Origin of the sequence: Streptomyces sindenensis (assembly GCF_014649035.1) — a bacterium.
GTDB classification, from domain to species: Bacteria; Actinomycetota; Actinomycetes; order Streptomycetales; family Streptomycetaceae; genus Streptomyces; species Streptomyces sindenensis.
Genome location: NZ_BMSG01000004.1, coordinates 82,867 through 106,510 on the forward strand (window position 1 = coordinate 82,867; position 23,644 = coordinate 106,510).

Here is a 23,644-nt window from a genome sequence, read left to right on the forward strand (position 1 = left end):
GGAGCCAGGGGTCTTCCTCGGCTCAGCCCTTGGTGCGGTAGCCGGCGACGATCGGCATGGTCTCGCGCAGCACCCGTACGCCGTCGTTCTCCGGGTCGCCCAGCCGGTGGCCCTCCCACGTCCCCGTCGCGCTGGAGAACCGGCTGATGCGGCGGCAGTGGTCCCCGCACGCCGAGCGGTACGCCATGATCGTGTAGCGCGTGCCGTCCTCGGTGACCCAGCCGGTGTTGTACGGGCGGTTCCGGCTCACGCTCATCGAGCCGCCCGGGTTGCCCGCCAGCGTCGTACGGTCGTGGGCGAGGCCCAGGTTGTGGCCGATCTCGTGGCTCGCCGAATCCAGATCGATCCCGTCGACGTCGACGACCGCATAGGCGTACGCGTCCGTGGAGCTGTCGAGGACGGGCGTGTAGTCCGCCGTGCCGCCGCCCCGCTCCGGCCGGTCCACGATGAGCGTGACCAGATCGGCGCCGTACCGCGTCCGCTGTTCGTGCGCCTCGCGTCCGATCCCCGCCGACGCGTGGTCCTTGAGGAGGGCGTGCGCGGCACGGAACTCCTCCGGCCCCTCGTATCCGGTCACCGTGTGCGGGTGGACGACGCGGATGATGCCGCAGAGCCCGCCGCCCGCCAGGGACCGGTTCATCCGGGTCGCGATCCGCTGGGCCGAGGCGGGCACCCGGTGTTCGCCGCCGACCCGCCGCGCGGCCTTCGGTGTGTAGAGAACCAGCACGTCGACCTGGGGACACCGGGCCGGCCTCGTTGCCTTCGCCGCAGGGTGTGCCGTGGCGGTGGCCGGGGCGTCGGCCGAGGCCGCGCAGAGCGACGCACCGGCCACCGCCACGGCCAGTGCTGCTTTGAGCAGGTTCGCGCGCATGGGGAGCCGACTCCGTCCGGAAGGGGCAGGCTACGAGACCAACCCATGACTGTGAGTGATCAATATCTAACATTGAGTGACGTATGGCGCCTCTTGCGTACGCACCGGCCCGGCGGCCGTCTACTCGCCGGTCACAGGGGTGTGGCGGTGAGGAGGTGGGCAGGTACACGTGTGCGAACTCGCGCGAATGGAACGGCAGTCGGCGGCAGAGGGGCGTGTGTGACGTGACGGAACAGAGCGAATGGCGGTTCTCCGACGACCGGGGTCAGCAGTCGGCGGCGCCCCGGCCGCCCGGGCGGGTGCTGGCCTATGTCCAGGCCGGGGCGACCCTGTGGGACCTCGGAATCCGGCCGGTGGGGATCTTCGGCTCCGACCATGACGGCCCCGACCCCGACACGGCGAAGACGGGGACTCTGCCGCTCGCCGATGTCGAGTACGTGGGTGCGGGCGGTGCCCTGGACGTCGAGCGGCTCCTGAGCGCCGAGCCGGACCTCGTGGTGGCCGTCAGCTACGGCGGCGGCCATGTCTACGGACTGGCCCCCGAGACGGCCAAGCCCCTGGAGGAGCGGGTTCCGGTGGTCGTGCTCGACGTCAGCCAGGCCCGTACGTTCGGCGAGATCGGCGACCGGTTCGCCGAACTCGCCCGCTCGCTCGGCGCCGCGCCGCGGCCGGACGCGGACCAGGACCTCGACGCCGCCCGGGAGCGGCTGCGCGCGGTCGTCGCCGCCACCTCCGCCGACGCGCCCCGGGTGCTCGCCCTCTCCCCGGCCGGCCCGGACCAGGCCCATGTCGCACGCCCCAGGATGTGGCCCGAACTGCGCGTCCTCGCCGAACTCGGCGTCCGGCTGGTGGAGCCCGCCGAAGGTCCGGGGGCCAACTGGTCCACGCGGAGTCGCGCCGACACCTTCGCGCTGCGCCCCGAGGTGATCCTGACCGACATCCGCGCCCATGCCGCGCCCCTGGAGGAGCTGCGGGGGAGTGAGGGCACGCCGGCGCCCGTCGTCCCGTGGAACCCCGAACCCCTCTACGGGCCCCGCGACCACGCCCGTTTCCTGGGCCTTGTCGCGGACGCCCTGGAGGCGGCGCGGGCGAGCTGAGTCCCGGACCCCGGGTTCTTCGGGGCGTTCCCGGCTTCTACGGGGCGGGGGCGAGGCCGTCGGCGACGAGTCCGGCGAGCACCGCCTCGCCCAGCGCCTGCACGGCGGACGCCGGACGGACCATCACGGTGAACTCCTTGATGCGTCCGTCCTCGTCCAGGTGCACCAGGTCGATGCCGTGGATCTCCTTGCCGCCGGCCTTCGCCCGGAAGAGCAGGACCGCCGACGGGGCCTCGGTCCCGTCGGCGCTCGTCTGCGAGGTGCCCGCGAACTCGCCGACGTACCGGAAGTCCTCGAAGGTGCGCAGCAGGACGCCGAACAGCCCCAGCACCGCCGGCCGGCCCTCGAACGGAGTGAACTTCACCGGGCTGTAGAGCCGGATGTCCTCGGTGAACAGATCGTCCAGGGCGCCGAGGTCGCGGTTGTCGACGGCGGCGCGGAAGCGTTCCACTGCGGTGGTCATGTGCCCTCCTCATAGTCAAGAAAGTGACTAGTCAGTTTCATGACTATCATGAGGGCCGGTGTTCCGGACAGGGGTGGACCGGGGTCCGCCTCGGTCCGGCTGGGCTCGGGGTCCGGCGCGACGGAGAGGGAGGCGGTCCGATGGCGTTGCGCCATGCGGTGCTGGCGGCGCTGCTCGACGAGGAGCTGAGCGGCTATCAGGTGACGAAGGCGTTCGCGGCGGGCGTCGCGAACTTCTGGCACGCCCTGCCGCAGCAGGTCTACGCGGAGCTGGCGAAGCTGGAGAAGGAGGGCCTGGTCGCCGGGCGTGAGGTCGTCCAGGAGGGCCGTCCCAACAAGCGGGTGTTCCGCGTCACCGGGGAAGGGCTGGCCGAGCTGGAGAGCTTCGCGTCCGCCGCCGCCAAGCCGTCGTTCCTCCGGGAGGACCTGCTGGTCCAGGTCCAGGCGGCCGACCATCTCGACGCCGGCGTGCTGATCGAGCGGCTCACCGAGCGGTACGCGTTCGCCGAGGCCAAGGCCGCGCTGTTCGAGGAGCAGTTGCACAGGATGCGCGGAGGGCTGGACGAGGCGGACTTCCTGCTCCGCGGTGCGTCGCGCGTCGGCCCGTATCTCACCTGCCGTAGGGGCCGGGACTTCGAACGCGCCAACCGTGACTGGTGCCGGGAGGTGATGGAGGTGCTGCGGGCGCGCGGGGCGGAGGGCCGGGGAGGCGCCTGACGCCCGGCTCTCCGTGGCTCCCAGCTTCCCCAAAAAAATTCTGCAAAAACTATTTGGGAAAGTGTTCCCGCCGTTCTACGCTGCTGCCATGGACAGCGAAGACAGAGGTCGCGTACTCGATCCGACGCAGGACGGGGCCGCCCTCAAGGCCCTCACCCACCCCCTGCGCCTCACCCTGCTCGGGCTGCTGCGGCAGCACGGCCCGGCCACCGCCAGTGAGCTCGCGGTGAGGACGGGGGAGTCCTCGGCCTCCACCAGCTACCACCTGCGGGTGCTCGCGAAGTACGCGTTCGTCGCCGAGGCCGACCACCGGGACAGCCGGGAACGCCGCTGGAAGTCCGTGCACGACGTCACCTCGTGGAGCAACGAGGCGATGCACGCCAGCCCTGGCGGCACCGTGATCCTCAGCGTCCTGCGCCGCCGCCAGATCGAGCACCTCCAGCAGTCCCTGGACCGCCACGAGGCGGACCTGGACAGCGGCCGTCTCGGTGAGGAGTGGCAGGAACCCTCGGGTCTCAGCGACCTCATGCCCCGGCTGACCCCGGAGGCCCTCGCCGAGCTGTGGGAGGTGTTCCGCGCGAAGACGGCCGAGCTGGCCGCCCGTGACGCCGAGGACCCCCGTGCCGAGCAGGTCGTGCTGTTCACCGCCGGACTCCCGCTGGCCCCGGACCCGGTGGACGGTACGGACGCCTCGGCTGCCGGAGACGGCTCATGACCGGCCGGCCGGTGCCCGCCGCCGTCTCCCCGGGTTACGCCGGCCTGGACGGCGCTACCGCGCGCCGCCGCTACGTCACGGTCTCCTTCCTCTTCTGGCTCCCCATCGGCATGTCCATCGCGACGGGCGTGCTCCTCTTCACCGAACGCGGTATGGGTCTCGCAGCCATCGCCGGCTGCTACGCCGTGCACTCCCTCACGGCCGCCGCGATGGAGCTGCCCACCGGCGGCCTCTCCGACGTCATCGGGCGGCGACCCGTCCTGGCCATCGCCGGACTGCTCAACCTCACCGCCTTCACTCTCATCGGCCTCGGCGCGGCGGGCTGGGCGATCGCCCTCGGCATGGGGCTGATGGGCCTCGCCCGCGCCCTGTCCAGCGGACCCGCCGAGGCCTGGTACGTCGACACCGTCCACGCCCACGAGGGCCCCGACGCCGATCTGCGTACGGGCCTGGCGCGCGGCAGCTCCGCCACCTCGGCCGCCCTCGCGTTCGGCACCCTGCTCGGCGGCGGGCTGCCCTGGGTGCTCGGCCTCGCCCCCGGCGTGGGGGAGTGGCTGGCCGGCACGACCGGCGGCCTGGTCATCCTGCTCTCCGTGCCCGCCCTGCTCGGCGCCCTGGTCGAAGGCGTCTTCGTGCTCTACGTGCTGAGCGCCCTGCCCGAACCGACCCGGCCCCGCACCACCCTGCGCCGCGTCGTGGGCGGTGTGCCCGCGGCCATCGCCGCCGGACTCCGGCTCGGTGCCCGGGACACCCTGATCCGGCGCGTTCTGCTGACCGCGAGCGCCGCGGGGGCCGCGCTCGCGGCCGTCGAACTGCTCACCCCCGGCCGGGCAGCCGCCCTCATGGGCACCGCCGAATCCGGGGCCCTGGTCTTCGCCGGGCTCGCCTGCGCCGGTTTCCTGTGCTCCGCTCTCGGTAGCCAACTCGCCCCGCTCGTAGCCCGGTTCACCGGCGGCAGCGAGCGCGCGGTGCTCACGAGCCTCGGGCTGGTGACGCTGGGGCTGACGCTGCTCGGCCTCACCACGCACTCGATGAGCCCGCTCGCCACGACGGTCGCCGTCACCGGCTACGCACTCGTCTACCTGGGTCTCGGAGCCGCGGGCCCCAACGAGAACGAACTGCTGCACCGCCGGGTCGACGCCTCCGGCCGCGCCACCGCCCTCTCCGTCCAGTCGCTCTCCCTGCAACTGGTCGCCGCCGGCGCCGGACTGGGCGCGGGCGCCCTGCCCCCCGGACCGCTGCCCTGGCTGCTGGCCGCCACGGCCGTGCTGGCCGGCGCGCTGCTCTGGGTCCGCAGGGCCGCCCCCGCGAAGGGACCGGCCGGCCCGGACGCCGCGCCCGGCCACCCGGACGCCGCCGCCGTCCCCGCCGGACCGCTCCACGACACCGCGCCCGAGGAGATCCGCCCCCATGCCCGACCGATTTGATCCGCTGGTCATCGGCGAATGCGTCGCCGACATCGTCCGGCAGCCGGACCGGGCCGACCGGGTCCACCCCGGCGGCAGCCCCGCGAACGTCGCGTACGGACTGGCCCGGCTCGGCCATCACCCCACCCTGCTCACCCAGTTGGGCGCCGACGCCCACGGGCGGCTCATCCGGGACCATCTGACCGCCGCCGGGGTCGAGACCCACACCGACGACGCCACCGGGCCCACCCCCTCGGCCGTGGTCACCCTGGACGCCCAGGGGCACGCGACGTACGCCTTCGACGTCGGCTGGACCCTGGGCCCGGTCCCGCTCGACCGGACGCCGGGGCATGTGCACACCGGCTCCATCGCGGCCGTCGTCGAGCCCGGGGCGACGACGGTCCTGGCCGCCCTGGAGGCGCTGCGGGCCGCCGCCACCGTCAGCTACGACCCCAACGTGCGGCCCGAGTTGATGGGTGAGCACGCCCGGGCCGTGGACCGCGTCGAGCGCTGCGTCGAGCTGAGCGACGTGGTCAAGGCCAGCGACGAGGACCTGCGGTGGCTGCACCCGGACGAGGAGCCGGAGCGGATCGCCGGGCGATGGCTCGCCGCCGGACCCGCGCTCGTCCTCGTCACCCGGGGCGAGGCGGGCGCGTTCGCCCTGTTCCCCGGCGGCCGCGTCACGGTCGAGGCCCCGGCGGTCGAGGTCGCCGACACCGTGGGCGCGGGCGACGCGTTCATGTCGGGGGCCCTGCACGCCCTCGCCGCGCACGGGCTCCTGGGCCCGGACGGCCGGGACCGGCTGTGCGCGGTGGACCGGGACACCGTCGCCGACGTCCTGCGCCACGCGGTCGCCTCCGCGGCCGTGACCGTCGCCCGGGCCGGGGCCAGTCCGCCCGGCCCCGACGAGCTCCGTGCGGCGCTCGGCGTCAACTGACGCCGCGTCATGACCCGTTCGGCGCAGTCGAACGCATCCCCGTGAGACGTTCCACCGTTCGTCAACCTGATGCAGTACGACAACGGGATCGGGGCGACGGGTGGCAGCGGGGCGACGGGTGGCACGGAGACGGGCGGCCGACAGGGGTGCGGAGCCGGGGACGCGGGCGGGCGTCTTAGCGGCCGGGACGCGCACGGCGGTGCTCCAGGGCGTGGCGGGCTGGGTGCCGGGGGAGCCGGTCGGCAACGAACGGCTGCCCGCCGACTGGGACGTGGACGACGCCTGGGTGCGCCGCCGCACCGGCATCGGCAGCCGGCACCGGGCCGGACCGGGCGTGGCCACCGGCGACCTCGCGTTCGAGGCGGCCTCCCGGCTGCTGGCCGGCGTCCCGGCGGCGGGCGGGGTGGACGCGGTGGTCCTGGCCACCGCCACCCCCGACCACCTCTGCCCCGGGACCGCCCCCGCGCTCGCGGCCCGGCTGGGGCTCGGCACCGTACCGGCGCTGGACATCGCCGCCGTGTGCAGCGGCTTCGTCTACGGCCTCGCCGTCTGCCACGGTCTCGTCACCTCGGGCCTCTACGGGCGGATCCTGCTCGTCGGGGCCGACGTCTACTCGACCTGGCTCGACCCCGCCGACCGTTCGGCGGGCGTCGTCTTCGGCGACGGGGCGGGCGCCGCCCTGGTGGCGGCCGGGCGCCGGGGCGATCCGGGGGAGCTGCTCGCGTTCGACCTGGGCAGCGACGGTACGGGCTACGACCTGATCACCGTCCCCGGCGGCGGGGCCCGCGCGCGGGCGAACGGGAAGCCGCCGGGCCTGACCGACGGCTTCTTCCGGATGCAGGGCGGCACCGTCTACCAGCATGCCGTGGAGCGGATGACCGGCTCCTGCCGGATGCTCCTGGACCGGGTCGGCTGGGACCCGGCCGACGTCGACCGCTTCGTACCGCACCAGGCCAACGCCCGGATCCTGCGCGCCGTCGCCGAGCGGGTCGGCATCGCGCCGCAGCGCTGCGTGACCCATCTGGAGCGGGTCGGCAACACCGGCGCGGCCTCCATCCCGCTGGCCCTGGCCGACGCGGCGGACGGGGGACGTCTGCGTCCCGGCGACCGGGTGCTGCTCACCGCCTTCGGGGGCGGACTGACCTGGGGTTCGGCGGCACTTCGCTGGCCCGGGACCCCGCAGACCATGTGCATGGACTCTATGGAAGGAACACAGCATGTCGCTCCCCGCTGATCAGGGCACCGAGGCCCGAGCCGGCACCGCCGTGGCGGTGACGGGCGTCGGCCTGGTGACACCCGCAGGGGCGGACGAGCACAGCTTCTGGGAGGGGCTGTGCTCCGGGCGGTCCACCGCCCGGCGGATCGAGGAACTCGCGGGCCTGCCGGTCGACTTCGCCTGTCCGGTCGACGGCATCGACCTGGACGCGGCGGTGGGCGGCCGGTCGGTGTGGCGGATGGCCCGGTTCGTGAAGCTGGCGCTGGTGGCCGCCCGGCAGGCCGTCGCCGACGCCGGTCTCGACCCCGCCCGGTGGGACGGCGCCCGGGTCGGCGTCGTGCTCGGCGTGGGCGTCGGCGGCGTCTCCGTGCTCGTCGACAACGCGGCCAAGCTGGCCGCCTCGGGCCCCGACGCGGTCTCCCCGCTCCTCGTCCCGATGATGATCCCCAACGCGGCGGCGGGCGAGGTCGCCATCGCGCTGAAGGCGGGCGGCCCGAGCCTCGCCCCCGCCACCGCCTGCGCCTCCGGGGCCACCGCCGTCGCCGTCGCCCGCGATCTGCTGCTCGGCGGCAGCTGCGACGTGGTGGTCGCGGGCGGCGCGGAGTCGGTGCTCACCCCGCTGGTGGTCACCGCGTTCGCCCGGATGGGCGCGCTGTCCACCCGCACCGGTGAACCGGCCGCCGCCTCACGCCCGTTCGCCGCCGACCGGGACGGCTTCGTCATCGGCGAGGGCGCCGCCATGCTCGTCCTGGAGCGCGAGGAGGGAGTACGGGCCAGGGGCGGCCGGACCCGCGCCCTGCTCACCGGGGCCGGTTCCAGCACCGACGCCCACCACCCCACCGCTCCGGCCCCCGACGGACACGGCGCCCAGCGTGCGGTGCGGGCGGCGCTCGACCAGGCGGGCTGGGCACCGGGCGACGTCGACCACATCAACGCCCACGGCACCTCCACTCCCCTCAACGACGCCATGGAGACCACCCTGATCTCCCGGCTCTTCCCGCACCGCCCGCCGGTCACCGCCCCCAAGGGCGTCACCGGACACACCCTGGCTGCCGCGGGTGCGATCGAGGCCGTGGCCACCGTCCTGACGCTGGAACGTTCCGCCGTGCCGCCGATCGCCAACCTGGACGCGCTCCCCGACGCCTTCCGCCTCGACTGCGTGACGAAGGAGCCCCGTCACCAGCGGGTCGAGACGGCCCTGAGCCACTCCTTCGGCTTCGGCGGCCACAACGTCGCGCTCGCTTTCCAACGCGCCTGACAGACACGGGCATTTCGGGACGGCGGGGGTGTCCTCGCCGTTCCTTGATCGTTACATGGTTGTGACCGTAACCACGAGCGACGCGACCTCGCCGTCCACGAACGATTTGCTGACCGCAGTGCTCTTCGGGCCGAACTTCCGCCAGGAGCACGGATTCTGGCGTCGCCTGCTGACAACAGAACTGTTTCGCCGACCCGGTGGCGGCACCCCCGACGAACGACTCGCCCTCTCCTACCACCGGCTGCGCATCCTCAACAACGCCCTCGACAGCGGCGCCCGCCTGGCCGCCGACCCCCGGGCGCTGGCCGCCCTCCACGAATGGCTCGGCCCCGTCGACCCGGCGCTGACCACCGTGGCGGGCATCCACTACAACCTCTTCCTCGGCAGCCTCCTCGACCACGACGCCGACACCCGGCGCGACCTGTCGGACTTCCTCGCCCTGCGCCGTGTGGGCACCTTCCTCTGTACGGAGGTGGCGCACGGCAATGACGCGGCGGCCATCGAGACGACCGCGACGTACGACCGCGAACGTGACGGCTTCGTCCTGCACACCCCGCACGCCGGGGCGCAGAAGTTCATGCCCAACACCAGCCCCGCCGGCGGTCCCAAGTCCGGTGTGGTGGCGGCCCGGTTGCTCGCCGACGGCACCGACCACGGGGTCTTCCTCTTCCTCGCCCCGCTCACCGACGCCCACCGTGCCCTGCCCGGTGTCCGGGTGCGGCGGCTGCCCGCCCGGATGGGCTCCCCGGTCGACCACTGCCTCACCTCCTTCGACCGCTGCTTGGTCCCGCGCGACGCGCTGCTCGCCGGACAGCACGGACGGATCGGAGACGACGGCCGGTTCCACAGCGAAGTCCCCAACCGCAGAAGGCGGTTCCTCGCCTCCATCGGCCGGGTCACCCCCGGCAAGCTCTCCATGAGCGCCTGTGCGGTCGGCTCCGCCCGGGTCACGCTGGCCATCGCCGTCCGCTACGCCGGCCACCGGATGATCTCCGGATCGCGCGCCGCCCGGCGGATCCCGGTGTACGCGCACCGCACCCACCACGGCCCGCTGGCCGCGGCGATGGCGACCGTCTACGCGATGAGCCTGCTGCACCGCAAAGCCCTGGACGGCTGGGAGTCGGCCTCCGGGGCCGACCGGGACGAGGCCGAACGCCTGGTCGCCGTCGCCAAGGGGTGGATCACCTGGCAGGCCCGCGACGTCATCGTCGAATGCCGCGAACGGTGCGGGGCCCAGGGGCTCTTGGAGAACAACGGGATGACCGAGCTGGTCACCGGCATCGAGGGCGCGATCACCGCCGAGGGCGACAACCTCGCCGTCCACGCCAAGGCCGCCGCCGAGATGCTCTTCGGCGTCACCGACCGGGACCCGGCCGAGGACGAGGGCCCCGGCGACCCGAACGACCCCGCCTTCCTCGGGCGGCTCTTCGGGGACGTCGAGGACCTCTGGTTCGCCCGCGCCCGCGAACGGATGAGCGCCGCCCCGCCCGGCGACCCGCTCGGCCGCTGGAACGCCGCGTCGTCGGCCGCACTGCGCGGCGTCGAGGCCTACGCCTACCGGCAGGCGGACGAAGCGTACGCCGAGGCCGTCGCGACCCTGCCCGAAGGGGAGGCGCGCGACCGGCTCACCGAGCTGCGCCGGCTCTTCGCGCTCCGGTGGATCGACCGCAACAGCGGCGACCTGCTCGCCTCCGGACGGCTGACCGCCGATCAGGTCGCCCTTCTGCCCGACGCGGTGGAGGAGGCGACCGTGGCCATGGCCGAGCACACCCCCGCCCTGGTGGAGACCTTCGCCCTCCCCGAGCGCCTGATGTCGGACTGGCCGATCGCCGGACCCCGGTACGCGGACGTCTACGACGACCCCGAGGGGGCCTGGCACCGGAGGCGCAGGGCGGGGATCCGGGGCCGCGCGGCGGAATTCCGGCGTCCCGTCTGCGGCAGCCGGAGGCGCCCGCTGCGCGAGAAGTTCGCGGCGCTCGGCACCCGCGGGGTCCTTCTGGCGTACTGGGGAACCACCTCAGTGCTCTCCCGATGGTTCGAGAAGCCGCAGGTGAGCGTAGACGAATCGGTTCACCGGAAGGCGTAACCGGAAGATTGTCATCCAGTTATTTCGGTCGGTGGGCAACTCCCTTCACCCCCGCCGCTCGGACGAACTCGATGACCCCGATGAGAGGAACGACCATGAAGACCATTCACCCCAAGATCACCGAGGTACTGACCGGGACGTTCAAGGTGCCCGCCCACGAGGTCCTGCCGGAGTCCACGATGGACAGCCTGGAGATGGACTCCCTCGCGGTCGCCGAGTTCGCCGTCATCATCAAGGAGACCCTGGGCGTCGACGCCGACTCCGAGAAGCTTTACAAGGACGCCACGCTCGCCGACATCTCCGCGTACATCGACGCGGCCGTCGGCAGCGCGGCGGCCGAGGCGACGGTGCCGGTGAGCAACACCCGATGAAGCGACCCGCCATCGCCGTGACAGGACTGGGGATGATCACCCCGGTCGGCCACACCACCGACACCACCTGGGACGGGGTCCGCGCCGGGCTCTCGCCCGCCCGCACCGTCCCCGAACTGCAGGGCTGCGCCGTCGACTTCGCCTGTACGGTCGCCGGCATCGACCTCGACGAGGCGGTCGGCGGCCGGTCCGCCTTCCGGATGGGCCGGTACGTCAAGTTCGCCCTCCTGGCCGCCCGGGAGGCGGTCGCCGACGCCGGGCTCGACCCGGCGCACTGGGACGGCGCCCGGGTCGCCGTCGTCGTCGGCACCAGCAGCGGAGGCTCCGCCGGACTCACCGAACAGGCCGTCGCCCTGGAGCGACGCGGCCCCGAGGCCACCTCACCCTCGGGCATCCTGCTGACCATCCCGAACATGCCCGCGGCCGAGATCGCCATCGCGATGAAGGCCACCGGACCCAGCCTGGCCCCGTGCACGGCCTGCTCGTCCGGGGTGACCGCGCTGTCGGTGGCCCGGGACATGCTGACCCTGGGCCAGTGCGACATCGTCATCGCCGGGGCCACCGAGTCGATCGTCTTCCCCGTCGCCATGACCGGTTTCGCCCGCTCCGGCGCGGCGGCACGGCGGGACGGCGACCCCGCCCGGCTCTGCCGCCCCTTCGCCGCCGACCGGGCCGGGATCGTCATGGGCGAGGGCGCGGCGATCATGGTCCTGGAGCGGGCCGAGGAGGCCCGCGCCCGAGGAGCCTCCCCCCGAGCGCTGATCGCGGGGACCGGGGCCACCACCGACGCCCACCACCCCACCAGCCCGCACCCGGCCGGGGAGGTCGCGCGGGCGGCCGTCGGCGCCGCGCTGCGCGACGCGGGCTGGCGGGCCGAGGACGTCGACCACGTCAACGCGCACGGCACGGCGACCCCGCAGGGCGACGCCACCGAAGCCGCCCTCATCGGCCGGGCCTACCCGCACCGGCCGCCCGTCACCGCCCCCAAGGGCGTCCTGGGCCACTGCATGGGGGCGGCCGGAGCCATCGAGGCGGGCCTGACGATCCTCACGCTCCAGCACGGGGTGATCCCGCCGATCGCGAATCTGGACGCCCCCGAGCCCGGGTTCGCCATCGACTGCGTCACCAAGACCCCGCGCGAGGTCCCCGTACGCCGGGCCGTCAGCCACTCCTTCGGCTTCGGCGGCCAGAACGCGGTGATCGCCCTCCAGGCTCCCCAGGTCTGAACGGAATCCGCGCGGCCGGTACGGCGGGCCGATCCCGCGCCGCACCGGCCCCGCGGGCCGTGGCCCACCGCACCGCACCCGGACTGCGAGAACACGCGCGACTCCTTGCCCGGGCCGGCCGGACCCCAGCGGCGGGGCCGGGGAATCCGGTGCGAATCCGGACCCGGCGGACCGCCCGCGCCCCGGACCCGCCCCTCCCGGCCCCAACGCCCCCGGACAGCCCGCCGGGCGGACTCGAAGCTGCGAGCCCGCCCGGCGGCCGAGGACTGGGAGCGGCCGTGTGGCCACCTGGGAGACGTACGGGTCAGCGGCGTCGCCCCTGGCCGAACTCGCCCCCGGCGTCCTTGCCGGTGCCCATGTCCTTGCCGTCCGCGTAGTCGATCTTCTCCTTGCGGATCTCGGCGGAGACTTCCTTCTGCTCGGTGACCCGGTTGGTCTCCAGCCGGACCCGCTCCACCGGCACGGCCTCCTTGCGTACGGTGGCGCGTTCCGCGTGCAGCGTGACCTCGACGTCCTGCTCGGCGAAGTCCGTGGTCCCGGCGGTCTTCTCGCCGGGCTGGAGCGGTTCGCGGACCACCCGCACCTCTTCGTGGGAGACCGGCACCGTCCGGGTGACCTCCTCGGTCACCACGTACTTGTGCAGCCGTGCCTTGCCGCTCTCGTACTCTTCCTTGCCGACGTGCAGCTGCTCCTCGGAGCGGATCATCTCCTCCTTGCCGCTCATGTCGGCCGCCCGGGACGTGCCCGCACCGGCGCCCGCCAGCGGACGTGCCGTGGCGGACGCGTCCGTGTCGCGGTGCCTGCCCGTGCCGCTGCCTGCTCCTGCCATGCCCGCAGCTCCTGTCGTTCCCGCGCCGGCCATTCCGGCGCTCGTCCCGGCGGTGGTCCCCTGCCCGGTCGCCTTGGCGCCGGGGGGCGTTCCGGTGCCCCGCGCCGTGCCCGCGGCACCCGCCGCGCCCATCGCCCCGGTCCCGGCGACGGTCGGCGCGTCCATGCCGGGCGACCGGTTCCCACCGAGGTTGCCCGACTTCCTGCTCAGGCCGTAGTGCCGGTACAGCTCCTCCTCCTCGGCCACGGAGAGGTGCGCGTCCGCGTCCACCCGGGGCGCGTCCTTGACGCTCTCCTTCGGATGGGCGACGTGCAGGTCGGAACCCACTCGACGGGCTCCGGCGAGCGGGACGAAGCTCTCCTTCATACCGAACAGGCCGGTCTTGACCGTGACCCAGTCGGGCTTGCCGGTGTCGTCGTCGACGTACACCCGGCCCACGCTGCCGACCTTCTCGCCGTCGTTGTCGTACACGGTCAGACCGTCGAGTTCTCCGGAATCCGTGAAACCGTCAGCGGCTCCCATAACCGATTCCTCCTCTCGGGCACGCCCTGTGGCTGGCTCCACCGGAGGTGGCGCGTCCGGCTTCCATCGCGCCTCACCCACATGGACGCTGCAACCGCCCGTCCGCCCCGATCGCGGCTCCCGGAGGCCCGTTGCGGGGCCCCCGGGCCCCGTGCGGCGGCGCCGGGCCACTCCGGGACGCGTTACGCCAATCGGGTGAACCGCCCGCGCTCGCATAGGATCGGCGGACCACGGCGGCCGCAGGACGGACCACCGCCGACCCGCCGAACCACCAGGGGTGCGCCATCTCTTCCGTACGTCCCGGGCTGCCCGCGCAACGCGGCGAACCGCGCGCGGACCTTCGCGACCGGCACGAGGGCGGACAGCACCTCCACCACCTCGTGTGGCGGCTGGGGCCGGGCGTGCGGGTGTGCAGCAGCGCGGTGCTCGGCGGTGGCATCGGCTCCCGGGCCTGGATCCTCAACGCCCAGGTCCCCGGTGGCTACCCGCGTCTCGACCCGGACCGCCACCTTGCCGAGATCGCGGCAGCGGAAGGGCTCTCCGGGCCGGGGGCCGGGCTGATGACCGCCGCCGACGTCGCCGCGTACACGACCGCCGAGGACGGCGGCGTCACGGCGACCGTCACCACGGGCCTCGGTGTGCGGGGCTGGGCGGCGGCCCCCGACGACGACCGGCCGCCCTCGTTCCGGCCCGGGACGGTCAACATCGTCGTCAGCCTTCCCGTGGCGTTCTCCGACGCCGCCCTCGTCAACGCCGTCGCCACCGCCACCGAGGCCAAGGTCCAGGCGCTCCTGGACGCGGGGCTCGACTGCTCGGGCACCCCGACCGACGCCGTGTGCGTCGCCGCCCCCGAACCGGGGCCCGACGGCGGAGAACCCTTCGCCGGACCCCGCTCCACCTGGGGCGCGCGGATCGCCCGCGCGGTGCACAGCGCCGTACGGGCCGGGGCCCGCCCGGCGGCTCAACCGGCCGGCCCGCCGTCGCCGGGTACCGGGGTTCGGACCACCGTCACCGGGTGCCGAACCCCCGCGTCGAACGGATAGCCCTGGGTGTTGTCCGCGGTGGCCATCGGCCGCGTCCGCCACCCCGTCGCGCCGCTCCAGCCGGCGGGCGGGCTCCAGCGCGTTGGGGTGCGCCGCTGCGGGGTCCTGCCGGTGCTGGTTCTCGGGGGCGTGGCAGGCGGGAAAGAGGTCCTTCAGCGGGCGGCTGGAACCTCGGCGATCGAACGACCCGCCCACGCGGGCGCGGGCTCGACGAGCGAGGCCAGCCGTTCCCGTACGGCATCCGGGAACGGAGCGGTGCGGCCGGCTCGTTGGTCCACATGGAGCGCCAGCAGTTCGGTCGTCGCCACAGGCGCGGCCTCCGGCGCTGGTACGTCGTCGGGGGCGTCGACCACGTACAACTCGTGGCAGAAGCGCGCCTTCTTCGTGTCCACGCCCAACAGCCGGGTACGGACGGCGAGATGAGCCCCCTCGGCCACTTCACGGAGATAGCGGACATGCGACTCGGCGGTGTAGAGCGAGCAGCCGGTGCTCTCCCGGTATCCGGCGTGCAGCCCGGTCTCGATCATCATCGCGTCGGTGGCGTATCCGAAGACCAGGACGTAGAACGCCTCGCTCATATGGCCGTTGTAGTCGATCCATTCGGGCCGGACGGTCCGGTGGAACAGCGGGAGCGAGGTGACGTAGTCGGCCACGTCGGCCACGTCGGCCACGTCAGCCACGTCGGTCTGCTCGGCCACGGCCTTCTGCTCGGCCACAGCGGTCTGCTCGGCCACGGCGGTCTGTTCGTGGGTGTGCTGCTCGGTCATCGGGTCGCCTCCTCGGCGGTACGGGGCAGGCGGCCGGTCGCCCGCAGGATGTCGATGACGCCCCGGTCGCGTTCGGCGACCAGGTCGGCGATGCTCCGGCCGTTCGCGGCCTCGTCGCAGCCGGCCACCACCGCCTCGTACAGGGCCCGGTCCAGCTCGGGTGCTTCGAGCCGGGTCCAGGGCGACTTCAGCGAGGGGCCGAAGTGGTCGAGCATGTGGGCCATCCCGCCCTCGCCGCCCGCGAGCGCGAACGTGAGCATCGGCCCCATCACCGCCCAGCGGAGCCCCGGCCCCTCGGTGATCGACGCGTCGATCTCCGCGACCGTCGCCTCGCCGTTGGCGACCATGTGCAGCGCCTCGCGCCACAGGGCCTCCTGGAGCCGGTTGGCTATGAAGCCGGGCACCTCGCGGTCCATGGTGATCACGGACTTGCCCGCGACCTCGTAGAAACGCGAGGCCCACTCCACCGCGGCGGGGTCGGTGCGTTCACCGCCGACGACCTCCACCAGGGGGATGAGGTAGGGCGGGTTGAAGGGGTGCCCGACGACGAGCCGCCCGGGGTCGGCGGCCTGCGTCTGCATGTCCGTCATCGGATAGCCGGAGGTCGAGGAGGCGATCACCGTACCGGCGGGGGCGGCGGCGTCCAGCCGGGCCAGCAGATCGCGCTTGAGGCCGAGCTTCTCGGGGGCGCTCTCCTGGACGAACTGGGCCTCGGCCACGGCCTCTTCGAGGGTCGCGGTGACGGTCAGCCGGTCCTGCGAGGCCCCGTCGGCCAGCCCGAGCTGTTCCAGCGCGGGCCAGGCGGCGGCGATGAGCCGGTGCAGCCGGACGGCCGCGTCGGGGGAGGGGTCCCAGGCGGTGACGTCGTAACCGCGGGCGAGGAAGTGGGCGGCCCAGCCACCGCCGATCACCCCGGCCCCGACGCACGCCACACGGCGTACGTCCTCGGGGGCGCAGGAGGAGAAGGGACCGGGGGGCGGGGCGGGGGAGGGGATGACGGTCATGGGCGGCACTCCGGAAAGACGGTGAGGGGAAGAGGAGTCGGGAGATCGGGGGGATCAGGTGCGGGGGCGCAGGCCGAGCTTCTCGCGGGCCTCGTCGGGTGTGGCGACCCGGGAGCCCAGGGACTCGGTGATCCGCACGGCGCGCTCCACCAGCTGGCCGTTGGTCGCCTTGACGCCCTTGCCCAGATAGAGGTTGTCCTCCAGGCCGACCCGTACGTGTCCGCCGAGCAGGATCGACTGGGCGACCCAGGGCATCTGCATCCGGCCGAGCGCGAAGCTCGCCCACTGGGCGCCCCGGGGAAGCATGTTGACCATCGACTGGAGGACCCCCGGGTCGGCGGGCGCGCCCCACGGGATGCCCATGCAGAGCTGGAAGACCGTGGGGTCGTCGAGCAGCCCCTCGGCGAGGAGCTGCTTGGCGAACCACAGCTGCCCGGTGTCGAAGATCTCCAGCTCGGGCCTGACGCCGAGTTCCTGGATGCGCTTCGCACCGGTGCGCAGCATGTCGGGGGTGGAGACGTAGAGGTTGCTGCCGTCGCCGAAGTTGAGCGAACCGCAGTCGAGCGTGCAGATGTCCGGCAGCAGCTCCTCCACGTGCGGCAGCCGGTCCAGCCCGCTGACCAGGTCGGTGCCCGGGAGCTGGCGGAGGGGGGCCTCCGGGTCGATGACCAGGTCCCCGCCCATACCGGCGGTCAGGTTGATGACGACGTCGGTGCCGGTCTCCCGGATCCGCTCGACGACCTCCCGGTAGAGCCGGGGGTCGCGGGAGGGTGCGCCGGTCTCCGGCTCGCGGACGTGGATGTGGACCACGGCCGCGCCCGCCCCGGCGGCCTCGACGGCGGAGGCGGCGATCTGCTCGGGGGTCACCGGGACATGGGGGCTGCGGCCGACGGTGTCGCCGGCTCCGGTGAGGGCACAGGTGATGATGACGTCTTGGTTGACGGGCATGCGGAAACATCTCCTCCGGGGGAGCTGGGGGGTGGTGTGGGGGGCTTGTCGTCGTACGGGGATCAGTCGGCGGCCGTGGGAGCCGCTGTCAGGCAGGCATCCACATGGGCGATCAGCGTGTCGTGCATGGCCTGGGCGCCGGTGTACGGGACCGTGTCGTGCGGGCCGCCGGGTTCGGTGGCCAGGACCTGGGAGGCCAGGCCGTCGATGAGGGCGGTGAGGGCGAGGGCCGCGCCGTCCGCGTCGACCGGGCGGAACACTCCCTGCGCGACGCCGCGCCGGATCACCTCGGCGACCGTTTCCCGCCACTGGCGGTAGTACTCGACGTGGAGTCGCCCGACCGTGGTGGACCGGGCGGCCTCGGCCCACAGGTCGAGCCAGACGCACCACTGCCGCCGTTGCTGCTCGGTGCGGGGCGTCTGGAGTTCGATCAGCAGGCGCAGTTCGTCCCCGGCGTGCCGCGTACCGGCCGTGGCGTCGGCGCGGCGACGGGTGTCCTCGTCCATGCACCAGCGGACCGCGGCTTCGAGCAGTTCGTCACGGCCGGGGAAGTGGTAGTGGATCGCCGCCGTGCTGGTGTGGCAGGCCGCGGCGATGTCCGCGACCCGGACGGCATGGAATCCGCGCTCGGCGATGAGCCGGACGGTTTCGCGCACGATCTGGAGAGGCCTGCCGCCCTCCGGCGGGGGCGGCGACGGGCGGGGGCCCGACACAGGACGTACGGGCGACGGCGTCGCCGCCGACCCGAGCAGCCGGCCCACGTCCACGCCGCCGATGTCCGCGATCCGGGCCAGCTCGGCGGCGGTGAAGCGGCGAGTGCCGTTGAGGGACCGGGACAGCTTCGACGGATCGATGACGATCCGCCGGGCGAACTCGCGCGCGCTCACACCCGCCGCGTCGATCACCTGCCGGACCCGTGCGGCCACCTCGTCCTGCTGCTGCATGGTCAGCCACCGTAACGATGTGTTGAGAAAACCTCAACACAAGGAGGGTGCGTACCATGAAAGAGGAGGGGTGTTGCGGTTCTGACTGATGCATCAGTCAGAACCGCAACACCCCTCGTCCGGGCTGTTCGCCCGGCGGTCACTCCTGGACGAGCATCCCGCTCCGCAGCTTGCCCAGCATCCGGCTGAGCAGCCGCGACACGTGCATCTGCGATATTCCGAGCTCCGCGCCGATCTGCGCCTGGGTCATCTCCTGGCCGAAGCGCATGTCGATGATCCGGCGCTCCCGCTCGTCCAGTTCGTCCAGCAGGGGCGCGAGGGCGTGCAGGTTCTCCACGGTCTCCATGGCGGGGTCCGCATCGCCCAGCACGTCGGCGAAGGTCCGTCCGGCGGCCTGGCCGGGGCCGGCCTCCGCGGTATCGGTCGGCATGTCCAGGGAGCCCGCCGTATAGCCGTTGGAGGCGACGATCCCCTCCGTGACCTCGGACTCCTCGATCCCCAGGTACTCCGCCAGTTCCTTGGGTGTGGGGTCCCGGTCGAGTTCACCGGCCAGGGCCTCCTTCGCCTTGGCGAGATCGACCCGCAGCTCCTGGAGGCGTCGCGGCACGTGTACCGCCCAGCTCGTGTCGCGGAAGAACCGCTTGATCTCCCCGACGATGTACGGCACCGCGAACGAGGTGAACTCGACCTCCCGGGAGAGGTCGAAGCGGTCGATCGCCTTGATCAGTCCGATGGTGCCGACCTGGACGATGTCCTCCATGTCGCCGCTGCCCCGGTTGCGGAAGCGGTTGGCGGCGAAGCGGACGAGGGACAGATTCATCTCGATGAGGGTGTTGCGCGCGTACTGGTACTCGTGCGTGCCCTCCTCCAGGACCTGGAGGCGGTCGAAGAAGAGGCGTGAGAGGCGGCGCGCGTCCAGTGGGGCGATCTTCCCGGCGTCCTCGATCCACGGAAGCTCTTCGCTGGTGCCCGTCCGCTCCGTACCGGCGGTCTGCACGGTCTGCACGGTCATGTCGCTTCACGCTCCCTGGTTCCTGGTTCGTAGGCCCTGAGGCCTGTCGCCTGCCCGGGGCCACGGCTCTCATGCGTGACGAAGGGAGTTGATCTGGCCTTACGGATCGAGGTGGCCGGAAACAAGCCTGGTTCGGTTCTGAGGAGCCGTCATCTGCGGCTGTCCGAGCGGCGCGAGTGACAGGCGCGTCAGCGGAGTGCGTGTGAGGAGCGTGAGCCGTGGAGGCACGAAGAACCGCCCCACCGGTACGGGGGAGCCCGGTGGGGCGGTCGCCACCAGAGTGCCACAGGCGGGCGGCCGTTGGGACCGCACTGGCACGTATTGGCCTACGGATGAGTCGTTTTCGCCGCTCGGCCGCGGGCGTGCGCACGCCGTGACGGCTCCCGTCGGTCCCCGGAGGCCCCCGACGGTTGTCGCATGACGGCCGATGATCGCGGTGCCATGAACGGATTCGACTCGCGGACTGCACGCCGTGTCCACTGGCCTTTCCTCCCCGACGGGTGCCCTGCTCCGGAAGCGGGGAACCCGCGGCCGAGCAACCGAGCGTCGAACGGAACAAGACCGAGGAGACCATGACCCAGAACGACATCCGGCCCCGGACCGATACGCCTTCCCGGCTCCACCCGCTGGACAATCCCGCCCGGTCGTCGCTCACCGGTCCGCACGCCCACTTCGCCGAGAGCCGTGGCCGGATTCTGCGCTATCCCGTCGACGTCTCCCCCTGGATCGCGCTCCCCGACGACCCGGACGCCCAGGACTGGGCCGATCTCGCGGCGCTCGCGGGGCCGGGCAGCTCCGTCGACCTGGCCGCGTTCCGGGCGCCGCCACCGCGCGACTGGGAGATCGTCTTCCGGGGTGGCGGGGTCCAGCTGGTCGACGAGTCGTCAAACGCCGCGCCCGACCCGGAGGCGGCCCTGCTCGGCCCGCGGGACGTGCCGGACATACTGGACCTGGTGGCGCGCGCCCGCCCCGGCCCCTTCCTGCCGCGCACGGTCGAGCTGGGCACGTATCTGGGTATCCGGCGGGGCGGCGCCCTGGTGGCGATGGCGGGGGAGCGGCTGCACCCGCCCGGCTGGACCGAGATCAGCGGCGTCTGCACGGACGAGTCCGTACGGGGGCAGGGACTGGCGAGCCGGCTGGTCCTGGCGGTCGCGCACGGGATCCGAGAGCGCGGCGAGACGCCGTTCCTGCATGCGTCCGCCTCCAACACGGGCGCCATCCGGCTCTACGAGTCCCTCGGCTTCCGGCTTCGCCGGCGTACGGAATTCATCTCGGCGCTCGTCCCCGCCACGTTCCCCGCTGCCCACGGGACCTGAGGCACCCCCGGCCCGGGCCCGAAGCCCCGGGCCATAAGTCCCGGGCGGGACCTTCGGCACCCCCTCGGGGTCCCAATGCCTCCTGTGCGGACGCCCGCCTCCCGGTCAACTGGAAGGGACCGGCCGAAACTGCGGGCGGCGCCGAGGCACCAGCGGGAGGACAGGCCGTGCCCATGAGGTTGCTGGACATGGCACACAAGCCACAGACGCAGAAGAGGCAGAGCGGTGTACGGCACCGGGACGGTGCCGTACAGAGCCCGGACGCGAGCATCGCGGCGGTGTCCCAGGGCCGCATCGGCAACGGGGCGCTGGTCGGCGGTCTCGCCCTGCTTACCCTGCTGGTCGTCTTCCTCGACGTCAGGGCGGGCAACGACCTGCGGGTCGTGCCGTTGCTCGTGGTCGTCCCGGCGCTGGCCTCCGTCTACTGCAGCCTCCGCCAGACCATCTGGGTCGCGGTGTGGATCACCACGATCGTCGTCGGCTTCCGGGCCGGCGCGGACGGCACCTTCTGGGACTTCGTCTTCGGCATCGGCTTCGCCGTCCTCGCCTGCGCCCTCGGGGTCGCCGCCTGCGCGGCGCGCATCCGGCACGCCACCGAGATGGCGCGGCTGCGGTCCGCCGCCGTCACCCTGCAACGCCAGATCCTGCGGCCGCTGCCCGTCGTGACCGACCACGTCTTCGCGTACGGGCTCTACGAGCCGATCGAGGAGGACCGCTTCGTCGGCGGAGACATCTACGAGGTCGTCGAGTCGCCCCACGGGACCCGGGTGATCATCGGGGACGTCCAGGGCAAAGGGCTCGCGGCCATCGGCGCCGGATTCGCGGCCATCGCCGCGTTCCGCGAGGCCGCCATCCGTGAACCCACGCTCACCGGAGTGGTCCAGGCGCTGGAGGACGCGGTCGTCCGGCACAACGAGTTCTCCGTCCAGACCGGCGAGGCCGAACGCTTCGTGACCGCGCTCGTGCTCGGGTTCGACGAGAGCGGCCGGGTGGAGGCCGTGAACTGCGGCCATCTGCCGCCCCGCCTGCTGCACGACGGCCGGACCTCGGCCGTCACCCTCCACCGGACCTCCGTCCCCCTCGGCCTCGCCGGACTCAGCCGGGAGGCCCGTGGGGCGGAGTCCTTCGACTTCCCGCCGGACGCGACGCTCCTCGTCGTCACCGACGGGGTGACCGAGGCCCGCGATGCCACGGGTGCCTTCTACCCGCTGGACGAGCGCGTCGCGGCCTGGGCCGGGCACGGTCCGCGCGAGCTGCTCGACGCGCTCCATGTCGACCTGGAGGAGTTCTCCGGCGGCGTCCGGCGCGACGACGTCGCCGCGCTGGCGCTGCGCCGCGCCCCCGCGGCCCCCCGTTGACGCGTCCTCCTGGTGTCCCCACGGGACGAATGTCGCGTGGGGACATCGGCCCTGCGCGCCCGCCGGAGGCCCCGGGGCCTCCGCTCCTCGCCTACCGGCGGGCAACGGACATGGGGGCGACAATGAGAACCAGGGAACACGAGGGCGACAAAGAGAACAGAGAACACAGAACACGGAGAAATACGGGGGGGGCGGCGAGACCGGGCAAGAAGCAAGGAAGAAGCGAGGAGACCCATGAGAGCCGTTCAGTACCGCACCGTCGGCGCCGCCCCCGAGGTGGTCACGGTCCCGGATCCCGAGCCCGGCCCCGGCCAGGTCCTGCTGAAGGTCACCGCCGCCGGCGTCTGCCACTCCGACATCGCCGTGATGAGCTGGCCCGCCGAGCAGATCCCCTTCCCCCTGCCCCTCACCCTGGGCCACGAGGGTGTCGGCACGGTCGCCGCCCTCGGTGACGGTGTCGACGGCTTCGCGGTCGGCGACTCCGTCGCGGTGTACGGCCCCTGGGGCTGCGGCACCTGCGTGAACTGCGCGGAGGGCAAGGAGAACTACTGCCTGCGTGCCGGGGAGCTCGGCATCATGCCGCCCGGCCTCGGCGCCCCGGGCGCGATGGCCGAGTACATGATCGTCGACAACCCTCGCCACCTCGTCCCGATCGGCGACCTGGACCCGGTGAAGACGGTGCCCCTCACCGACGCCGGGCTCACCCCGTACCACGCGATCGTGCGTTCCCTGGCGAAGCTCGTGCCCGGCTCCACAGCCGTCGTCATCGGCACCGGCGGCCTCGGCCACGTCGCGATCCAGCTGCTGCGCGCCATGACGGCCGCCCGGGTGATCGCCCTCGACGTCACCGAGGACAAGCTCGCGCTGGCCAGGACCGTCGGCGCGCACGAAGCGGTCCTCTCCGACGAGAAGGCGGCCGCCCGGGTGAGGGAACTGACCGACGGCCTCGGCGCCCACGTGGTCCTCGACTTCGTCGGAGCGCCGCCCACCGTGCAGACCGCCGGAGCCGTCGCCCGCGTGGACGGCGACGTCACCCTCGTGGGCATCGGCGGCGGCGCGCTCCCGGTCGGCTTCGGGACGATCCCGTACGGGGCCACTGTCTGCGCACCCTACTGGGGCTCGCGCAAGGAGCTGGCCGAGGTCCTCGACCTGGCCCACGCCGGAGCGGTGGACGTACACGTGGAGACGTACTCCCTCGACGAGGCTCCGCTCGCGTACGAGCGCCTCCACGACGGCAGGATCAACGGCCGGGCCGTCATCCTGCCCAACGGCTGACCAACGAGCGGGGGCGGCCGAGAACCCCGGCGGGGGAAAACCCCGGCAGGGGGAGGCCGCCCGCCGCTAGACTGGCCGACATGGGTTCGTACCGCTTCTACTACTTCTTCCGCTGATTCCCGGCCCGGACGGCCGCAGCGCGCCGCACCACGCGTCCTTCTGAGACGCCCCGGTGCCAAGGCCCTCGTGACGACGTTCTCTGTCACGATGTTCGCAGTCACGACGTTCGCTGTCACGATGTTCTGGTGACGTCGACGTCACCCC

General features: G+C 73.1%; 22 protein-coding genes. 14 read left to right on the forward strand and 8 right to left on the reverse strand.

The window, feature by feature from the left end:
- Nucleotides 1-22: 22 nt before the first annotated feature.
- Entirely contained in the window at nt 23-871 is an 849-nt protein-coding gene (locus IE145_RS07170) for a M12 family metallo-peptidase (RefSeq protein WP_189519951.1), read from the reverse strand.
- Between the two features lie 224 nt (nt 872-1,095).
- Here IE145_RS07170 and IE145_RS07175 point away from each other — a divergent pair, with 224 nt between their 5' ends.
- On the forward strand, nt 1,096-1,968 hold the full coding sequence (locus tag IE145_RS07175) for an ABC transporter substrate-binding protein (RefSeq protein WP_189519953.1): 873 nt from the start codon (nt 1,096-1,098) through the stop codon (nt 1,966-1,968).
- 37 nt (nt 1,969-2,005) lie between these two features.
- On the opposite strand, the gene IE145_RS07180 is transcribed toward IE145_RS07175, so the two are convergent.
- Nucleotides 2,006-2,431, reverse strand: a complete 426-nt coding sequence (locus IE145_RS07180) for a nuclear transport factor 2 family protein (RefSeq protein ID WP_189519955.1) — start codon at nt 2,429-2,431, stop codon at nt 2,006-2,008.
- Between the two features lie 140 nt (nt 2,432-2,571).
- On the opposite strand from IE145_RS07180, the gene IE145_RS07185 reads away from it, so the two are divergent.
- The 9 genes from IE145_RS07185 to IE145_RS07225 all read left to right on the forward strand — a co-directional run bounded on the left by IE145_RS07185 (nt 2,572) and on the right by IE145_RS07225 (nt 12,362).
- Complete coding sequence (locus tag IE145_RS07185; protein ID WP_189519957.1) at nt 2,572-3,147, forward strand: PadR family transcriptional regulator; 576 nt, start codon at nt 2,572-2,574, stop codon at nt 3,145-3,147.
- Between the two features lie 88 nt (nt 3,148-3,235).
- On the forward strand, nt 3,236-3,862 hold the full coding sequence (locus IE145_RS07190) for a helix-turn-helix domain-containing protein (protein WP_189519959.1): 627 nt from the start codon (nt 3,236-3,238) through the stop codon (nt 3,860-3,862).
- Entirely contained in the window at nt 3,859-5,289 is a 1,431-nt protein-coding gene (locus IE145_RS07195; RefSeq protein WP_189519961.1) for an MFS transporter, read from the forward strand. The genes IE145_RS07190 and IE145_RS07195 overlap by 4 nt, the downstream gene beginning before the upstream one ends.
- A complete protein-coding gene (locus tag IE145_RS07200) occupies nt 5,273-6,205 on the forward strand; it encodes a carbohydrate kinase family protein (protein WP_189519963.1) in 933 nt (310 codons plus the stop codon). The genes IE145_RS07195 and IE145_RS07200 overlap by 17 nt, the downstream gene beginning before the upstream one ends.
- A 199-nt stretch (nt 6,206-6,404) precedes the next feature.
- A complete protein-coding gene (locus IE145_RS07205) occupies nt 6,405-7,439 on the forward strand; it encodes a beta-ketoacyl-ACP synthase 3 (RefSeq protein WP_189519965.1) in 1,035 nt (344 codons plus the stop codon).
- On the forward strand, nt 7,423-8,679 hold the full coding sequence (locus tag IE145_RS07210) for a beta-ketoacyl-[acyl-carrier-protein] synthase family protein (protein WP_189519967.1): 1,257 nt from the start codon (nt 7,423-7,425) through the stop codon (nt 8,677-8,679). Before IE145_RS07205 ends, IE145_RS07210 begins: the two co-directional genes overlap by 17 nt.
- Nucleotides 8,680-8,734: 55 nt before the next feature.
- Nucleotides 8,735-10,765, forward strand: coding sequence for an acyl-CoA dehydrogenase family protein (locus IE145_RS07215; protein WP_189519969.1), 2,031 nt, complete (start codon nt 8,735-8,737; stop codon nt 10,763-10,765).
- Between the two features lie 95 nt (nt 10,766-10,860).
- Complete coding sequence (locus tag IE145_RS07220) at nt 10,861-11,136, forward strand: acyl carrier protein (protein ID WP_069735184.1); 276 nt, start codon at nt 10,861-10,863, stop codon at nt 11,134-11,136.
- The gene (locus IE145_RS07225) at nt 11,133-12,362 is read left to right on the forward strand and encodes a beta-ketoacyl-[acyl-carrier-protein] synthase family protein (protein ID WP_189519971.1); all 1,230 of its coding nucleotides are present in this window, start codon (nt 11,133-11,135) and stop codon (nt 12,360-12,362) included. The genes IE145_RS07220 and IE145_RS07225 overlap by 4 nt, the downstream gene beginning before the upstream one ends.
- A gap of 304 nt (nt 12,363-12,666) precedes the next feature.
- Here the strand turns inward: IE145_RS07225 and IE145_RS07230 are convergent, their stop codons facing one another.
- A complete protein-coding gene (locus tag IE145_RS07230) occupies nt 12,667-13,713 on the reverse strand; it encodes a PRC and DUF2382 domain-containing protein (RefSeq protein WP_189519973.1) in 1,047 nt (348 codons plus the stop codon).
- 380 nt (nt 13,714-14,093) lie between these two features.
- Between IE145_RS07230 and IE145_RS07235 the strand changes: the two genes are divergently transcribed.
- On the forward strand, nt 14,094-14,756 hold the full coding sequence (locus tag IE145_RS07235; protein WP_229825392.1) for an adenosylcobinamide amidohydrolase: 663 nt from the start codon (nt 14,094-14,096) through the stop codon (nt 14,754-14,756).
- 152 nt (nt 14,757-14,908) lie between these two features.
- Here IE145_RS07235 and IE145_RS07240 read toward each other — a convergent pair whose 3' ends face one another.
- The 5 genes from IE145_RS07240 to IE145_RS07260 form a co-directional block, all read right to left on the reverse strand.
- Nucleotides 14,909-15,409: a thioesterase family protein gene (locus tag IE145_RS07240; RefSeq protein WP_189520231.1), complete on the reverse strand. Its 501-nt coding sequence runs from the start codon at nt 15,407-15,409 to the stop codon at nt 14,909-14,911.
- 110 nt (nt 15,410-15,519) lie between these two features.
- A complete protein-coding gene (locus IE145_RS07245) occupies nt 15,520-16,527 on the reverse strand; it encodes a 3-hydroxyacyl-CoA dehydrogenase NAD-binding domain-containing protein (protein WP_189519975.1) in 1,008 nt (335 codons plus the stop codon).
- A gap of 54 nt (nt 16,528-16,581) precedes the next feature.
- Entirely contained in the window at nt 16,582-17,475 is an 894-nt protein-coding gene (locus IE145_RS07250; RefSeq protein WP_179887487.1) for a beta-keto acid cleavage family enzyme, read from the reverse strand.
- Nucleotides 17,476-17,537: 62 nt separating this feature from the next.
- Nucleotides 17,538-18,419 carry a TetR/AcrR family transcriptional regulator gene (locus tag IE145_RS07255; RefSeq protein ID WP_189519977.1) on the reverse strand — a complete coding sequence of 294 codons (882 nt, stop codon included), beginning with the start codon at nt 18,417-18,419 and terminating at the stop codon, nt 17,538-17,540.
- A gap of 139 nt (nt 18,420-18,558) precedes the next feature.
- A complete protein-coding gene (locus IE145_RS07260) occupies nt 18,559-19,431 on the reverse strand; it encodes an RNA polymerase sigma factor SigF (RefSeq protein ID WP_189519979.1) in 873 nt (290 codons plus the stop codon).
- A 572-nt stretch (nt 19,432-20,003) separates the two neighbouring features.
- Here IE145_RS07260 and IE145_RS07265 point away from each other — a divergent pair.
- The 3 genes from IE145_RS07265 to IE145_RS07275 all read left to right on the forward strand — a co-directional run bounded on the left by IE145_RS07265 (nt 20,004) and on the right by IE145_RS07275 (nt 23,380).
- Nucleotides 20,004-20,747, forward strand: coding sequence for a GNAT family N-acetyltransferase (locus IE145_RS07265; protein WP_189519981.1), 744 nt, complete (start codon nt 20,004-20,006; stop codon nt 20,745-20,747).
- Between the two features lie 188 nt (nt 20,748-20,935).
- Nucleotides 20,936-22,105 (forward strand): PP2C family protein-serine/threonine phosphatase, encoded by a 1,170-nt coding sequence (locus IE145_RS07270; RefSeq protein WP_189519983.1) that lies wholly within the window; start codon nt 20,936-20,938, stop codon nt 22,103-22,105.
- A gap of 234 nt (nt 22,106-22,339) precedes the next feature.
- The gene (locus IE145_RS07275; RefSeq protein ID WP_189519985.1) at nt 22,340-23,380 is read left to right on the forward strand and encodes an NAD(P)-dependent alcohol dehydrogenase; all 1,041 of its coding nucleotides are present in this window, start codon (nt 22,340-22,342) and stop codon (nt 23,378-23,380) included.
- The last annotated feature ends 264 nt before the right edge of the window (nt 23,381-23,644 follow it).

Bases quoted from the DNA above. Each gene is read 5' to 3' on its own strand.
- IE145_RS07170 (WP_189519951.1), bottom strand. From the start codon at position 871: ATGCGCGCGAACCTGCTCAAAGCAGCACTGGCCGTGGCGGTGGCCGGT.
- IE145_RS07180 (WP_189519955.1), bottom strand. From the start codon at position 2,431: ATGACCACCGCAGTGGAACGCTTCCGCGCCGCCGTCGACAACCGCGAC.
- IE145_RS07185 (WP_189519957.1), top strand. From the start codon at position 2,572: ATGGCGTTGCGCCATGCGGTGCTGGCGGCGCTGCTCGACGAGGAGCTG.
- IE145_RS07190 (WP_189519959.1), top strand. From the start codon at position 3,236: ATGGACAGCGAAGACAGAGGTCGCGTACTCGATCCGACGCAGGACGGG.
- IE145_RS07195 (WP_189519961.1), top strand. From the start codon at position 3,859: ATGACCGGCCGGCCGGTGCCCGCCGCCGTCTCCCCGGGTTACGCCGGC.
- IE145_RS07200 (WP_189519963.1), top strand. From the start codon at position 5,273: ATGCCCGACCGATTTGATCCGCTGGTCATCGGCGAATGCGTCGCCGAC.
- IE145_RS07210 (WP_189519967.1), top strand. From the start codon at position 7,423: ATGTCGCTCCCCGCTGATCAGGGCACCGAGGCCCGAGCCGGCACCGCC.
- IE145_RS07215 (WP_189519969.1), top strand. From the start codon at position 8,735: ATGGTTGTGACCGTAACCACGAGCGACGCGACCTCGCCGTCCACGAAC.
- IE145_RS07220 (WP_069735184.1), top strand. From the start codon at position 10,861: ATGAAGACCATTCACCCCAAGATCACCGAGGTACTGACCGGGACGTTC.
- IE145_RS07225 (WP_189519971.1), top strand. From the start codon at position 11,133: ATGAAGCGACCCGCCATCGCCGTGACAGGACTGGGGATGATCACCCCG.
- IE145_RS07230 (WP_189519973.1), bottom strand. From the start codon at position 13,713: ATGGGAGCCGCTGACGGTTTCACGGATTCCGGAGAACTCGACGGTCTG.
- IE145_RS07245 (WP_189519975.1), bottom strand. From the start codon at position 16,527: ATGACCGTCATCCCCTCCCCCGCCCCGCCCCCCGGTCCCTTCTCCTCC.
- IE145_RS07250 (WP_179887487.1), bottom strand. From the start codon at position 17,475: ATGCCCGTCAACCAAGACGTCATCATCACCTGTGCCCTCACCGGAGCC.
- IE145_RS07255 (WP_189519977.1), bottom strand. From the start codon at position 18,419: ATGCAGCAGCAGGACGAGGTGGCCGCACGGGTCCGGCAGGTGATCGAC.
- IE145_RS07260 (WP_189519979.1), bottom strand. From the start codon at position 19,431: ATGACCGTGCAGACCGTGCAGACCGCCGGTACGGAGCGGACGGGCACC.
- IE145_RS07265 (WP_189519981.1), top strand. From the start codon at position 20,004: ATGACCCAGAACGACATCCGGCCCCGGACCGATACGCCTTCCCGGCTC.
- IE145_RS07270 (WP_189519983.1), top strand. From the start codon at position 20,936: ATGGCACACAAGCCACAGACGCAGAAGAGGCAGAGCGGTGTACGGCAC.
- IE145_RS07275 (WP_189519985.1), top strand. From the start codon at position 22,340: ATGAGAGCCGTTCAGTACCGCACCGTCGGCGCCGCCCCCGAGGTGGTC.